This window comes from Streptomyces cyaneochromogenes, assembly GCF_003963535.1.
Lineage (GTDB): Bacteria > Actinomycetota > Actinomycetes > Streptomycetales > Streptomycetaceae > Streptomyces > Streptomyces shaanxiensis.
The window spans coordinates 9,528,499-9,540,799 of the sequence record NZ_CP034539.1; the positions used below are offsets into that span (position 1 = coordinate 9,528,499).

The following is a 12,301-nucleotide window of genomic DNA, read 5'->3' on the forward strand; positions in this document are numbered from 1 at the left end:
GGTGAACGGCCCGACAGTCGGTCAACTGCGCCGGGCGACGCGGCGATCCTGGTTCCGGTATCCAACTGACCGGTGGACAAAGGCCTGTTCAGGCATACCGTCCTCCCCTGACCAAGGAGTTCCCCTTGCGTGTTCGTCGTATGGTGACCGGCGCCCTCGCTTCCGCCGCCCTCGTGCTCACGTCCTTCGGCGCCCTGACCGCACAGGCCACCCCCGCGGCGGCCGACCCGTGCGGCTTCTACGAGACCGGTTCCGACGCCTACTACAACCACTGCACGTCCGACGGCTCAAGGGTGGTCATCAAGGTGGAGGTCGCGCTGGCGCCCGACTACGAGCGGTGCGTCGCGCCCGGCAAGACCTGGCTGGGCTCCGCGAGCAAGATCCAGGGTGCCTACTACGTCGGCCGCACCTGCTGACAAGCAGTCACCTCAGGGGCCGGGGGCCCCGTTTCCTTCCGCTCGCCGTGTGGCCTCGGCCGGCCGTGTGCCCGCCGAGGCCACACCGCGTCCGGTCCGTACGACGCCGTGGTCAGTGCGGGCGGCGGACCTCCCCCGTGCCCAGGGTGATCACGGCCCGGGGCCGCATGGGCTCCTCGCCGCGCCGGGAGAGCAGGACGATCTCCTCCACCTCCGCCGACAGCGTGCCGAGCCGGACGGCACATTCGGCGGCCAGGTGCTTGGGGTGCTGGGAGCGGCCGAGGGAGAGATGCGGCGTGAAGCGGTCGCCGCGCCCGCGGCAGAGCGGGAACCGCACCTGCAGCTCCCGGTGGAGACGGGCCCATGGCGACGGGTCGGCCGCGGCCGGATCGAGCCACACCGTCGCGTAGTGCCGGTGCCGGAAGTACCGCACCCCGGCCAGGCGGGCCGTGAAGGCCGTGCTCTGTGCCGCCCCCGCGCAGAGCAGCGGCACGGCCCGCGCGAACTGCTCCTCCGGCACGAAGCCGAACAGCAGGTTCACATGCGGCGGCCACCGGCGTATCTGCGGATCGTGCTCCCGGCGGATGTCCTGGATGGCCGGCCAGAGCCGGCGCGGAGGCAGCCACGCCACCGCCGTCCGGGCCGTCGGTCCCACCTCGAGCGTGTCCAGCGGCTCGGCCCCGCCGAAGACCGGGTTTCCGTCCACAGGGCCATCGTCCCAAATCGGTCGGCTGACAGGCGGGCGGCGATCCGCCCAGGGATGCGCGGGGTCATCCCACGTCGGTGCGGCCTCGGCCCCCGGCTGCGGCCGGGTCCGGGCGGGGCCGGCCAGGCCGAGCCGGGTGAGGAACCGCTCCAGGGTGAACGTCGCCATGACCAGGGAAACCGCGTTGCCCGGGACCTCGGACACGCCGACGGTGAGACCGGGGAGGGAACCCGGCAGCACATGGCGGGGGAGTTCGTCCCGTACGGCGGGGACGAGCCACTCGGCCAGGGCCCTGGGCAGCCGGCCGGTGAGGATCACCTTCGGGACGCCGGGCAGGTTGACGAGGTCGCCGAGGGCCGCGGCGAGACAGCGGCCCGTACGCCGGACGAGCAGGGTGTGTCCCCACTCGCCGGCGTTGTTGGTCATGCCCCGGACCAGGCCGCCCTCGATGGCGATGCCCGCCCCTGGCAGTTCCTCGATGTGGACGTCGTGCCAGTCCCAGTTGGGCGCGAAGACGGAGACCCCGGAGTCGTGCTGGACATGGCCCGGCATGCTGAGGGCGCGTGCAGCACCTCGAAGCGGTTCTCGCTGCGAACGTCACGCACCGTGTGCCGGGCCACCGGTCTCACCCTCAGTCGGTCGGTACCCCCAGCCACAGCGTTCGGATCTCCGGCGCCTCCCGCCCCTCAATGCCCTGCACGAACAGGGTCAGGCCCGGCCATCCCGGCGGCACCCAGAGCGAGTCCGGGTCCCCGCCCGAGAAGTCGGGCCGGTCACCGGCCCAGAGGCGTCCCACGCACTCCCCGCCTGCCCATCCGGTCACCCGGACCTGCGTCGCGTCCAGCCGGACCAGATATCCCTGCGGGGACGCCGGCAGGTCGACGTCGAGCCACGCCTCCTCTCCCGGTTTCAGCGCCAGCGGGAGCCGCACCTCCTGCGTGCCGCCGGACCGGCCGGCGAACGCGGTGAGCAGCTCGTCGTCCTGCGCCGCGCACGACCAGTCCCGTACCGCGTCGAGCGCGAGCAGTTCGGCGCGCAGGCCGGGACCGCTCGGATGGTGCGGCACCGTGATCGAGACCTGGTGGGTTCCGGCGGGCAGCAGCAGCCAGGGGTTCTCGGCGTGGACGGTCTGCGGCTCGCCGTCGTCGACGCTCACCCGCAGTGGTTCGACGACGCCGCGCAGGTGCAGCGCCGACGGGGCGGGGGAGTGGACGGTACGGGTGTACGTGACCGGAACCGCCACGCGCGTGCTGCTCCAGCCGCCGAGCACCCGGAGGGGAGCGGGGGCGCCCGCCCAGTGGCCGTGCACCGTCCACAGCGCCGACACGTCGGTGGTGTCCCGGACCTTCCACAGGGTCCCCAGGCCGCGCAGCGCGCCGAGGCGGAGCGCGGGCAGGCGGGAGTCGTCGAAGTTGGCGTGGCCCCAGATCTCCACCACGCCCTCGACCGCGACGTTCCCCGTCACCTCCCGTACGTCGATGCGCCGCGTCGCGCCGAACCCGGCGATCGGCGGGTGCGTCCGGCCCGCGACGGACAGGTCGACGATGTCCGCCGCGCCGGTGAGCAGGAGTTCGTCCACGCCCGTCAGATCCGTGGTGGTCCGGTAGGCGCCGCGTCCCCGGTACACCCCGAGCGACTCCAGGCTGGGCGGCAGCTCGTGCCGGCCCGCGGGATGCTCGGGCGGGGTGTCGGTCCGTCGCCGTGCCTCGAGTACGGCGGTCGGTGCGGGCTTGTCGGGGCGGTGCGGGGCGTCGGCCAGGCGCACGCTGCCGTCGCGGCCGACCGAGCGCAGCCGGGCCGCGTCCGCCGACGGCAGCACGACGAGCGTCACTCCCGCCACGGTCCTTTGCCCGGACACCGGGATCTCGCTGCGCTCACCCTCCAGCACGACGGTGACCGGCACGTCGGAGGAGAACACCAGCACCCCGTCCGCCACCGCCACGAGGTCCGCCGAGGCGAGCGTCAGGGTGGCGTCCGTGCCCCATGGCCGCAGCGGTACGTCCACGGCCATCAGGGGGCACGAACCCGGCGCGACCGCGATCGGCACACCTCGAACGACGGCCGTGCCGGGGGCCGTTCCGAGATGCGGTACGGCCACCAGCCGACCGCCCTCGGGAAGGTCCAGCACGCCGGGTGCCGAGCTGGTCGGGAAGTCGCAGGCCACGTCGGTGTCCGGGGCGCCCGGCACGGCGAGCGCCAGTCGGTCGCCCCACACCTCGACGACCCGCGCGAACACCTGCGCCTCGGCGTACTCCGGCCGCTCCACGCCGGTCGACGTGACGTAGCCGCCGAAGTCGTAGCCGTGGCTCATGAAGTTGCCGGGGCGACCCCAGTTGCCGCTCGACGGGGTGTACCCGAAGTTCCAGCCGGACGACTGGAGATACGGCGCGATCAGCTTGGCGCCGCTCGCCAGCAGCCGCCGAAGCGTCCGATGGCGACGGTTGGTCTCGGTGACCAGCAACGGCACCCCGCGGTCGGCGACCAGCCCGGCATAGCGCCGAACCTCGGCCTCGATGTCCGGGGAGTCGTCGTCCGGGTAGAAGTTGCAGGCCGGTACGACACCGTCGGCATCGCCGGTGGCGCCCGCGAGGTCGCCCTGGCCGGAGCAGGCGATCAGCGGGACGGTGATGCCGTGACAGAGGGCCGCCTCGCGCAGGGCGGTCAGATAGCCCGTGCGGTCGGCGCAGTCGAAGAAGTCCAGCTCGTTCTCCAACTGCACCATGATCACAGGCCCGTTCGCCGGATACTGGCGTTCCGCGAGCAGCGGCAGCACCTGGTCGAACCAGGCGGTGACCTGTTCCAGATAGCGGGGTTCGTTCTGGCGGACCCTCAACTGCGGGTCCAGGCCCAGCCAGGCGGGCAGCGCCCCGCCGTCCCACTCGGAGCAGATGTACGGCCCCGGCCGCGCGATGACGTACAGGCCCTCCTCGTGCGCGAGGTCCAGGAAGGCGGCGACGTCCCGGCGGCCCTCGAAGGACCACCTGCCCGGCGCCAACTCGTGGAAGTTCCATGGGAGATAGACGTCCACGCAGGTGTATCCGGAGGCCCGCACCTGGGCGAGCCGTTCGCGCCACTGCTCGACTGGCAGGCGGAAGTAGAACAGCGAGGCGCACAGCAGCGTGCGCGGGCGGCCGTCGATCCACACGCCCCGGCCGTCGAGGCGGACGGCTTCGATGGTCTCCGTACGGTTCACTTCACTCCCGCGCTTCCGCCGCTGATGTCCATTTCGTACAGGTACTTCTGGCCCAGGTAGTAGACGATGATCATCGGCACCGCGAGCAGGATCGAGCCGACCATCACCAGGTTCCAGGGCGGTGCCTGGCCCGCCTGCGAGGTGGCGGTGATGTACTGCACGCCCAGCGCGAGCGGCATCTTCGACTCGTCGTTGAGGTAGATCAGGGGGCCCATGAAGTCGCCCCAGGTGTGGGTGAGGGTGAAGATGCCGATGGCGATCAGGACCGGCCTGAGCATCGGGAACATGATCCGCCGGTAGATGCCGAAGAAGCCCAGGCCGTCCATCATCGCGGCCTCGTCGAGCTGGCTGGGCAGCCGGGAGACGAACTGCCGTACCAGGAAGACGTTGAAGGCGTTGGAGAAGAAGTTCGGCACGATCAGCGGCAGGAAGGTGTTCACCCAGCCCAGGTCCCGGAAGAGGATGAACTGGGGGATCATCGTGATCTGCGTAGGGATCATCATCGTCGCGATGACGACGAGGAACATCGTGTTCTTGCCGGGTGCCCGCAGCCGGGCGAAGGCGTAGCCGACCAGGCCGCTGGAGAGGACCTGTCCCACCACCGAGAACAGCGAGATGAGCACCGAGTTGAGCAGGAAGGTGCCCACCGGCAGTTCGGTGCCGAACACCCGGGAGAAGTTGTCCCAGTGGAACTCGCGCGGGATGACCGTGTACGAGCCGGCGTTCACGGTGGCGTCGCTGGACAGGGCGATCGAGCCGACGAAGACCAGCGGGGTGGTCAGGATCGCCGCGACGATCAGCAGGGTGCCGTAGGTGAACGGGGTCGCGCGGAACGCCCGTACGGCGGGGGCCTCTTGGCGCTTCTTGCTCAGGGGGGTCGCCAGGGTCGCCATCACTTCACCTCGGTCTCATAGAACACCCAGCGCCGGGTGGTGCGGAAGGCGATCACCGTGAACACCAGGATCACCAGGAACAGCAGCCAGGAGATCGCCGAGGCGTAGCCCATGTGGTAGTAGCTGAACGCCTGGTCGAACAGGAACGGCACCATCGTCTGGGCCGCGTCGTAGCCGGCGGGGTTCTTGCCCTTCGAGACCAGGATGTAGACCTGCGAGAACACCTGGAACGCGCCGATCAGGCCCATGATCAGGTTGAAGAAGATGATGGGCGTCAGATGCGGCAGCGTGATGCTCCAGAACTGCCGCATCGCACTCGCGCCGTCCACCTCGGCCGCCTCGTACAGCTCACGCGGGATGCCCTTCATCGCGGCGAGCAACAGCACGGTCGCGGCACCCGCGCCCCACGTCGACATCAGGATCAGGGCGGGCTTGACCCACGGGCCGTCGTACAGCCAGTTGGGGCCGGAGACGCCGAACAGGCCGAGGAAGTCGTTGAGCGGGCCGCTCGGTGCGAGCACCATCCGGAAGATCATCGCGGTGGCGACCAGCGGGATCAGTGTCGGCAGGTAGATCAGGGTGCGCAGCAGCTTGCGGGCGCGGACCTGCTTGTTGAGCAGGTTCGCCAGCCACAGACCGAGTACCAGGCCGAGCGGGACCGAGACCGCCGCGTAGAAGAGCGTGTTCCACAGGGCCTTCCAGAACACCGGGTCGTCCGTGAGGAGCGTGACGTAGTTCTGGAAGCCGACCCACTGGGGCGGGGTGAAGGAGTCCCAGTCGGTCAGGGAGTAGTAGATCGACGCGATCATCGGCCCGAGCAGGAAGACCAGGAAGCCGATCACCCACGGCGAGACGAACAGGTAGAAGGAGAGTGCCTCACGGCGCCGCCGCTTGGAGAGCTTCGGCTTCTTCGGTGCGGTGGGGCTCTTGGTGGCCGCCGGGGCTTCAGGCGGCGGGGTCGGTGCGGTCGTGGTCGCCATCGAAGGTCATGACCCGGACTTGATGAGGGCCTCGAGGTCCTTCTGCACGGCGGTCAGCGCCTTCTTGGCGCTGCGCTCCTTGCCGAGCCAGAAGTCGGCGAGGCCGTTCGAGATGGTGTCGATCATCTCGTTCCACTCGGGGATGAACGGCGCCCGGAAGACGAACGCGCTCGACTCGGCGAACACGCCCATGTCGACGTCCGTCTTCATCCAGGACGGCTTGAGGAACGCCTGGCTCTTCTGCACCTCCAGGTTGGCCGGCACGTCCTGGCCGGAGGCGATGATCTGCTGCTGTGCCTCGGGGGAGGTGAGGAAGTCGATCGCCTTGAAGGCGTTGTCGCGCTGCTTGGAGGTCCGGGAGATCGCGAGGCCACTGCCGAACGCCGAGACGGCCTGCTTCTCGCCGCGCCACATCGGCGCGATGTCCCAGGCGAACTTCGCGTCCGTCAGACCGGACATGACCCAGAAGCCGTTGGCGTGGGTGGCGATCTTCTGGTTGGGGAAGGCCTGGTCGCCGCCGATGTCGGGACCCATGTCGGCGTAGTCCGCCTTGCTGGGTACGACCTTGTGCTTGAAGACCAGGTCGCCCGCCCACTGGAGCGCCTCGACCACCTCGTCGCTGTCGACGGCGGGCCGGCCGCTCTCGTCGATGATGGTGCCGCCGTTCTGGTAGGCGAGGCTCCACCACTGCGGCCACCACTCGGCACCGCTGTATCCCCACTGCTTGCCGGGGACCGTCAGCTCCTTGAACGCGTCGAGGGCGTCGTCCCAGGTCCAGTCCGCGGTGGGCGCCTTGATGCCCTTCTTGTCGAACAGGTCCTTGTTGTAGAACACGGTCACCGCGCCGGAGCGGTCCGGGATCGCGTAGAGCTTGTCCTCGTACGAGTACAGCGAGCCGACCGGGCCGAAGCGCTGCTCGGTGTCGAGTTTCGCCGCCTTGGCGAGGTCGTCGAGGGGCAGCAACTGGTTCTTGCTGGAGTACGTGTTGACGCTCTCGGCGACCTGCATGATGTCCGGCCCGGAGCCGCCGGCGATCATCGTCTGGACCTTCTGCGGATACGAGTCGTTGGGGATCAGCTGGAGCTTGACCTTGAGGTCCGGGTACTTCTTCACCAGCAGGTCGATGCGGGCCTGGTACGTCTTGCGGTCGGGGTCGCCGCCCCAGACCGTCATCACGAGCGGGCCGGCACTCGAACCGCCGCTTGAGGTTCCGCAGGCGGTGAGGGTGATGACTCCGGCCGCGGCACCCAGGCCGAGGAAACCTCTGCGGGACATCTGAAGCTTGTCAACTGGCATGGCTGTACCCCTGGTTGAAGTGCGCGAATGCGCAGGGAGCGGCTCTCAGCAGCCGGGACCCGGCTTCGAGTGACGGTTAAACTAACCCTCGTTAAATCGCGGCTACAAGCCCTTGATTCCTACGAGTTTCAACCTGCACGACTCGCACACGACCGGGCGAGTCGCCTGCGGCAGCCTTGCGGCAGCACAGAGCGGACGGCGCCGGCGACGTGGGTCGGGACCCCTCCCGAAGGCGGGTCCCTACGATCCCGGCATGTTCACAGGACCAGCAGCGATCCGACGGATTCGCCCGTTGCTGCCGGCCGTGGCCGCCGGAGTTCTGCTCACCGGCTGCGGCGGCGACCCGGCACCTGCCACGCCGTCGAAGTCACCGGTGACCACCTCTGCCGCGGCCGCCCCGTCCTCGTCCGCACCCGCAACGACATCTCCCCTGACGCAGGACATCCAGGATGCCTACCAGGCCGCGGTGGACGCGCACCCGGGCGCCGACCTGGACAACTGCACGACGGGCACATCGCTGGACGACAAGGACTGCGGGGCGGCGCTCCGCGCGGCCGCGAAGGTCGCCGCCGACACGGAACGACGGCTGCGGCGTGAAGACCCCGAGTACGCCGACGAGTTGTACGGCGCGGTGTTCCTCACCACCAGCGCCGTCCAGGGCGATCTCGACCGGCTGCGGCACCCGATTCCCTGCTATGGGCTCAGCGACGAACCCCAGCCCCCGCCGCCGCTGCGCGCGGAGGCCGAGAGCATCTGCGCCGAGGCCGCCGACATCTTCAAGATCGAGTACGGGATCTTCCTCAGCACCGTCGAGCCCTGAGATCAGGGCAGCAAACGTTGCTCCTTCGCGACCGCCACCGCGCCCGCGCGGGTGTCGACGCCGAGCTTGCCGTAGATGCGGCGCAGATGGGTCTTGACGGTGGCCTCGCTGATGTACAGGGCCCGGGCGATGTCGCGGTTGCCGATGCCCCGGGCGAGCTGGGCGAGGATGTCGCGCTCGCGGTCGGTGAGGGTGGGCCGGGGCCGGCGCAGATGGGCCATGACGCGGCCGGCGACGGGCGCGGACAGGGCGGGTCGCCCCTCGGCGGCGGCGTGGATGGCGGCGAAGAGTTCGTCGGGGCGCTCGGCCTTGAGCAGATAGCCGGTGGCGCCCGCCTCGACGGCGCGGGTGATGTCGGCGTCGGTGTCGTACGTGGTCAGGACCAGGACGTGGGGGGAGGTGCCGGAAGCGGAGGTGAGGCGGCGGGTGGTCTCCACGCCGTCGATGCCCTCGCCCAGTTGCAGATCCATCAGCACCACGTCCGGCGTGAGCTTCGTGGCCAGCGCGAGCGCCTCCTCGCCGGTGCCGGCCTCCGCGACGACCTCGATGTCCGGGGCGCTGTCGAGCAGGGCGAGCAGCCCGGCCCGTACGACGGCGTGGTCGTCGCAGACCAGAATGCGCACGGGAGCGCGGTCGGGGGTCATCGGGGCGCCTCCAGGGGGACGGCGGCGGACAGGACGGTGCCCTCGCCGGGCATGGAGTCGACGGTCAGGGTCCCGCCGAGCGCGCGCAGCCGGGCCCGCATGGCGGGCAGTCCGTGCCCGCGTTCCGCGCCGGGGGAGTCGGGCGGCGCGGCGGGGTCGAAGCCGCGGCCGTCGTCCGAGACGTCCAGGACGACCTCGTCGTCGAGGAGGGTGAGGGTGAGGGCGGCGTGGCCGGCGGCCGCGTGCTCGCGGACGTTGGCGAGGGCGCCCTGGGCGATGCGCAGCAGGGCGCCCTGGACGCGGTCGGGCAGTCGGGGGAGGCGGCCGTCGTCGATGTGGACGCGTACAGCGAGATCCGCACCGGACTCCCGCTCCGCCAGGGCTCGCAGCGCCTGGTCGAGGCCGCCGCCGGCCAGGTCCGCGGGGGCCAGGTCGTGCACGAAGCGCCGGGCCTCGGCGAGGTTGTGCGCGGCGACGGACGTGGCGGTGCGTACATGGGCGCGGGCCTTGTCCGGCTCGGTGTCCCACACCCGGTCGGCCGCCTGCAACAGCATCTGCTGGCTCGACAGGCCCTGGGCGAGCGTGTCGTGGATCTCCATGGACAGCCGCTGGCGTTCGGCGAGGGTGCCCTCGCGGCGTTCCGAGGCGGCGAGTTCATGGCGGGTGCGGACCAAGTCGTCGATCAGGACACGCTGGCGCGCGGTGTGCCGTTCCATCTGCAGGAAGACGGCGGTGGCGAGGGCGGCGACCGCGGGCGGCGCGAGGAGCAGGTTCGGGTCGAAGCGGCCCGCTAGCTCCAGCTGCGCGGCGACCACGAACGCGGCCAGGACCGCGACGAGAACGAGGGCCGCGCGGGCCGGCAGGGTGCGCAGACCGGTGTAGAAGAGGGGTACCGCGCACCAGGCGAAGCTGGGCGCGAGCACGACCAGGACCATCCACACCACGACGACCAGCGCCAGCCAGGCCGAGTGCCGCCGGGTGGGCCGGGCGGGACGGGAGCCCGCGTCGCCGGTCCTGGGCCCCAGCAGATGCAGGACGGCGAGTACGACGCACAGCGTGATGATCCACGGAGTACGAGGTTCGCCGGGGTGACGCAGCACGAATCGGGCGAGCGCCCCGCCGAGCAGCAGGAAGAACGCCGCGTGCATCACGACGCCGAGCCACCGGGTGTCCACGGTGCTCGGTTCGTACGACCGGTTCCCCATCCGGGGCGCCTCCTTCCCGCTCTGTCCCGCCCGTAGGCGCTGAACTGGGCAAACACCTCCATTGTGACCCGGTGCGGGGGCCGGGCAGGTCAACCGATCGGATGACCCCGCTGTCGTCCGTCGCGCGGCCCCGGGAGAGCCGGAACGTCGACCTCGCGGGCCCTGCTTCGGGCCGAGGGTGGAGAGCGGACGAAGCGGGGCGGCAACCGGGCCGCCCGCCCACAAAAGGAGTCGACCGACCGATGAACCCCGTGCACAAGAAGTTCTCCCGCCGCGCTCGCGTCGCCACCGGCGGTGCCGTGCTCGCCGTCGTCGCCCTGGCGGGCTTCGGCGCGGTGTCCGCGAACGCCTCGGCGCCCGCCGCGAAGCCTGCCGCCACCGCTGCCGCCGCGGCCGGGGCCACCACCACCTCCACCCACCTGACCATCGACGCCGCCACCAAGGCGGCGCAGGCCGCGCTCGACGCCGCTGAGAAGGAGAACCAGCGCGTCACGGTCGCCGTCGTCGACCGCAACGGCAACACGATCGTCACCCTGCGCGGCGACGGCGCCGGCCCGCAGTCCTACGAGTCCGCCGAGCGCAAGGCGTTCACCGCCGTCTCCTGGAACGCCCCCACCTCCCAGCTGGTCGAGCGCCTGCAGCAGGCCCCGAACCTGAAGGACATCCCCGGCACCCTCTTCCTCGCCGGCGGCGTCCCCGTCGCCTCCGGCAACGCCCCGATCGCGGGCATCGGCGTCGCGGGCGCCCCGTCCGGCGCGCTGGACGAGAAGTTCGCGCAGGCGGGGGCGGACGCGGTGGCTCGCTAGCCGTCGGCTTGCCGAGCGCCGCAGTCCCTCGACTCCCAGCTTCCCGCCTACTCGGGGCCGCCGTCGGACGTGAGCCCGACGGCGGCGCCGCGTAAGTGACGAGCGCTCCCGCCGGGCGTCAGCCGCCCTGGCGGGCGAGGCTCCTGGAGGTCGCGCGGATCGTCGGGCGGCGGTACGGCTCGCGCAGCCGGAGCGACCGCAGGCCACGCACGCGCAGGGCGGCGCAGATACGGACGGCGAACAGGGAGTTGCCGCCCAGCTCGAAGAAGTCGTCGTCCAGGCCGACGGGTTGGCCCCGGACCGCGCTCCAGATCTCGGCATCGCGCACGGGGCGGCACACGGCCGGGAATTTACGCTCCGGCGCGCTGGTTGTCGTACGGCATGAAGATCGACGAGCAGGTCACCGATGTGCTGCACTACACCGCGTTCTCGTCCCACCCGGACGGCGGCAACCCGGCGGGTGTGGTCCTTGACGCCTCCGGGCTCGACGACGCCGCGATGCTGGCGATCGCCGCCCGGCTGGGCTACAGCGAGTCCGCGTTCCTGACCGGCCCGCCCGAGGGGCTGGCGGGAGAGGCCGGGCGGGCCTTCACCGCCCGGTACTTCAGTCCGCGCGCCGAGGTGCCCTTCTGCGGTCACGCCACCATCGCCACCGCCGTTGCCCTGGCCGAGCGGATCGGGCCGGGCGACCTGGTCTTCGCCACCCGCGCGAGCACGGTTCCGGTGACCGTCACCGACGACGCCGACGGCACCCTCCGGGCGACGCTGACGAGTGTGGAACCCCGGATCGAGGAGATCGCCCCGGAGGAACTGGCCGAGGCACTGGCGGCGCTGGGCTGGCCGCCGGCCGACCTCGACCCGCTGCTGCCGCCCCGCATCGCCTTCGCCGGCGCCCGGCACCTGGTGCTCGGCGCCGGGACCCGGGAACGGCTCGCGGACCTCTCGTACGACTTCGAACGCCTCGCCGCGCTGATGCGGAAGCTGGACCTGACGACCGTGCAACTGGTGTGGCGTGCCACGGACACCGTCTTCCACGTCCGCGACCCCTTCCCTGTCGGCGGCGTCGTGGAGGACCCGGCCACCGGTGCCGCGGCCGCCGCCTTCGGCGCCTACGCCCGCGAACTCGCCCTGGTGCCCGCGGAGTCGGTGCTCACCCTGCACCAGGGCGAGGACATGGGCAGGCCGGGCCTGCTCACCGTGACCCTGCACGCCGGTGACCCGAAGGTCCGCGTCAGCGGCACGGGCACGCGCATTCCTCGTTAGGAGTGCGTCGCGGTCGGCCGCGGCCCAACTCCTGCCCGGCACCGGGCAGGAGTTGGGCGCACCGGCTCGGCGAACCGAG

The 12,301-nt window shown here is 71.2% G+C and carries 12 protein-coding genes; 4 read left to right on the forward strand and 8 right to left on the reverse strand.

The window, feature by feature from the left end:
• Window positions 1–140 precede the first annotated feature (140 nt).
• On the forward strand, window positions 141–416 hold the full coding sequence (locus tag EJ357_RS42785) for a DUF6355 family natural product biosynthesis protein (protein ID WP_175647887.1): 276 nt from the start codon (window positions 141–143) through the stop codon (window positions 414–416).
• Between the two features lie 112 nt (window positions 417–528).
• On the opposite strand, the gene EJ357_RS49835 is transcribed toward EJ357_RS42785, so the two are convergent.
• The 5 genes from EJ357_RS49835 to EJ357_RS42815 form a co-directional block, all read right to left on the reverse strand.
• Window positions 529–1,674, reverse strand: a complete 1,146-nt coding sequence (locus EJ357_RS49835) for a 2'-5' RNA ligase family protein (protein WP_228472783.1) — start codon at window positions 1,672–1,674, stop codon at window positions 529–531.
• Window positions 1,675–1,753: 79 nt separating this feature from the next.
• Window positions 1,754–4,315 (reverse strand): beta-galactosidase, encoded by a 2,562-nt coding sequence (locus EJ357_RS42800; RefSeq protein ID WP_126397507.1) that lies wholly within the window; start codon window positions 4,313–4,315, stop codon window positions 1,754–1,756.
• The gene (locus EJ357_RS42805) at window positions 4,312–5,208 is read right to left on the reverse strand and encodes a carbohydrate ABC transporter permease (RefSeq protein ID WP_126397508.1); all 897 of its coding nucleotides are present in this window, start codon (window positions 5,206–5,208) and stop codon (window positions 4,312–4,314) included. Before EJ357_RS42805 ends, EJ357_RS42800 begins: the two co-directional genes overlap by 4 nt.
• Window positions 5,208–6,188 (reverse strand): carbohydrate ABC transporter permease, encoded by a 981-nt coding sequence (locus EJ357_RS42810; RefSeq protein ID WP_126397510.1) that lies wholly within the window; start codon window positions 6,186–6,188, stop codon window positions 5,208–5,210. Before EJ357_RS42810 ends, EJ357_RS42805 begins: the two co-directional genes overlap by 1 nt.
• Window positions 6,189–6,194: 6 nt before the next feature.
• Window positions 6,195–7,484, reverse strand: a complete 1,290-nt coding sequence (locus EJ357_RS42815) for an ABC transporter substrate-binding protein (RefSeq protein ID WP_126397512.1) — start codon at window positions 7,482–7,484, stop codon at window positions 6,195–6,197.
• 253 nt (window positions 7,485–7,737) lie between these two features.
• Between EJ357_RS42815 and EJ357_RS42820 the strand changes: the two genes are divergently transcribed.
• Window positions 7,738–8,304: a hypothetical protein gene (locus EJ357_RS42820; RefSeq protein ID WP_126397514.1), complete on the forward strand. Its 567-nt coding sequence runs from the start codon at window positions 7,738–7,740 to the stop codon at window positions 8,302–8,304.
• 2 nt (window positions 8,305–8,306) lie between these two features.
• Here EJ357_RS42820 and EJ357_RS42825 read toward each other — a convergent pair whose 3' ends face one another.
• Together EJ357_RS42825 and EJ357_RS42830 are read right to left on the reverse strand one after the other, a co-directional pair.
• A complete protein-coding gene (locus tag EJ357_RS42825; protein WP_126397516.1) occupies window positions 8,307–8,948 on the reverse strand; it encodes a response regulator in 642 nt (213 codons plus the stop codon).
• Window positions 8,945–10,153 carry a sensor histidine kinase gene (locus EJ357_RS42830; RefSeq protein ID WP_126397518.1) on the reverse strand — a complete coding sequence of 403 codons (1,209 nt, stop codon included), beginning with the start codon at window positions 10,151–10,153 and terminating at the stop codon, window positions 8,945–8,947. Before EJ357_RS42830 ends, EJ357_RS42825 begins: the two co-directional genes overlap by 4 nt.
• 242 nt (window positions 10,154–10,395) lie before the next feature.
• Between EJ357_RS42830 and EJ357_RS42835 the strand changes: the two genes are divergently transcribed.
• Window positions 10,396–10,959, forward strand: coding sequence for a GlcG/HbpS family heme-binding protein (locus EJ357_RS42835; protein ID WP_175647731.1), 564 nt, complete (start codon window positions 10,396–10,398; stop codon window positions 10,957–10,959).
• Window positions 10,960–11,077: 118 nt separating this feature from the next.
• Here the strand turns inward: EJ357_RS42835 and EJ357_RS42840 are convergent, their stop codons facing one another.
• On the reverse strand, window positions 11,078–11,299 hold the full coding sequence (locus EJ357_RS42840; protein WP_126397520.1) for a phosphopantetheine-binding protein: 222 nt from the start codon (window positions 11,297–11,299) through the stop codon (window positions 11,078–11,080).
• Between the two features lie 41 nt (window positions 11,300–11,340).
• On the opposite strand from EJ357_RS42840, the gene EJ357_RS42845 reads away from it, so the two are divergent.
• Window positions 11,341–12,222 (forward strand): PhzF family phenazine biosynthesis protein, encoded by an 882-nt coding sequence (locus EJ357_RS42845; protein WP_126397522.1) that lies wholly within the window; start codon window positions 11,341–11,343, stop codon window positions 12,220–12,222.
• The last annotated feature ends 79 nt before the right edge of the window (window positions 12,223–12,301 follow it).

Excerpts from the sequence above, each read along its gene's own strand:
- EJ357_RS42805 (WP_126397508.1), bottom strand. The coding sequence starts at position 5,208 with ATGGCGACCCTGGCGACCCCCCTGAGCAAGAAGCGCCAAGAGGCCCCC.
- EJ357_RS42845 (WP_126397522.1), top strand. The coding sequence starts at position 11,341 with ATGAAGATCGACGAGCAGGTCACCGATGTGCTGCACTACACCGCGTTC.
- EJ357_RS42810 (WP_126397510.1), bottom strand. The coding sequence starts at position 6,188 with ATGGCGACCACGACCGCACCGACCCCGCCGCCTGAAGCCCCGGCGGCC.
- EJ357_RS49835 (WP_228472783.1), bottom strand. The coding sequence starts at position 1,674 with ATGCCGGGCCATGTCCAGCACGACTCCGGGGTCTCCGTCTTCGCGCCC.
- EJ357_RS42830 (WP_126397518.1), bottom strand. The coding sequence starts at position 10,153 with ATGGGGAACCGGTCGTACGAACCGAGCACCGTGGACACCCGGTGGCTC.
- EJ357_RS42835 (WP_175647731.1), top strand. The coding sequence starts at position 10,396 with ATGAACCCCGTGCACAAGAAGTTCTCCCGCCGCGCTCGCGTCGCCACC.
- EJ357_RS42785 (WP_175647887.1), top strand. The coding sequence starts at position 141 with ATGGTGACCGGCGCCCTCGCTTCCGCCGCCCTCGTGCTCACGTCCTTC.
- EJ357_RS42820 (WP_126397514.1), top strand. The coding sequence starts at position 7,738 with ATGTTCACAGGACCAGCAGCGATCCGACGGATTCGCCCGTTGCTGCCG.
- EJ357_RS42825 (WP_126397516.1), bottom strand. The coding sequence starts at position 8,948 with ATGACCCCCGACCGCGCTCCCGTGCGCATTCTGGTCTGCGACGACCAC.
- EJ357_RS42815 (WP_126397512.1), bottom strand. The coding sequence starts at position 7,484 with ATGCCAGTTGACAAGCTTCAGATGTCCCGCAGAGGTTTCCTCGGCCTG.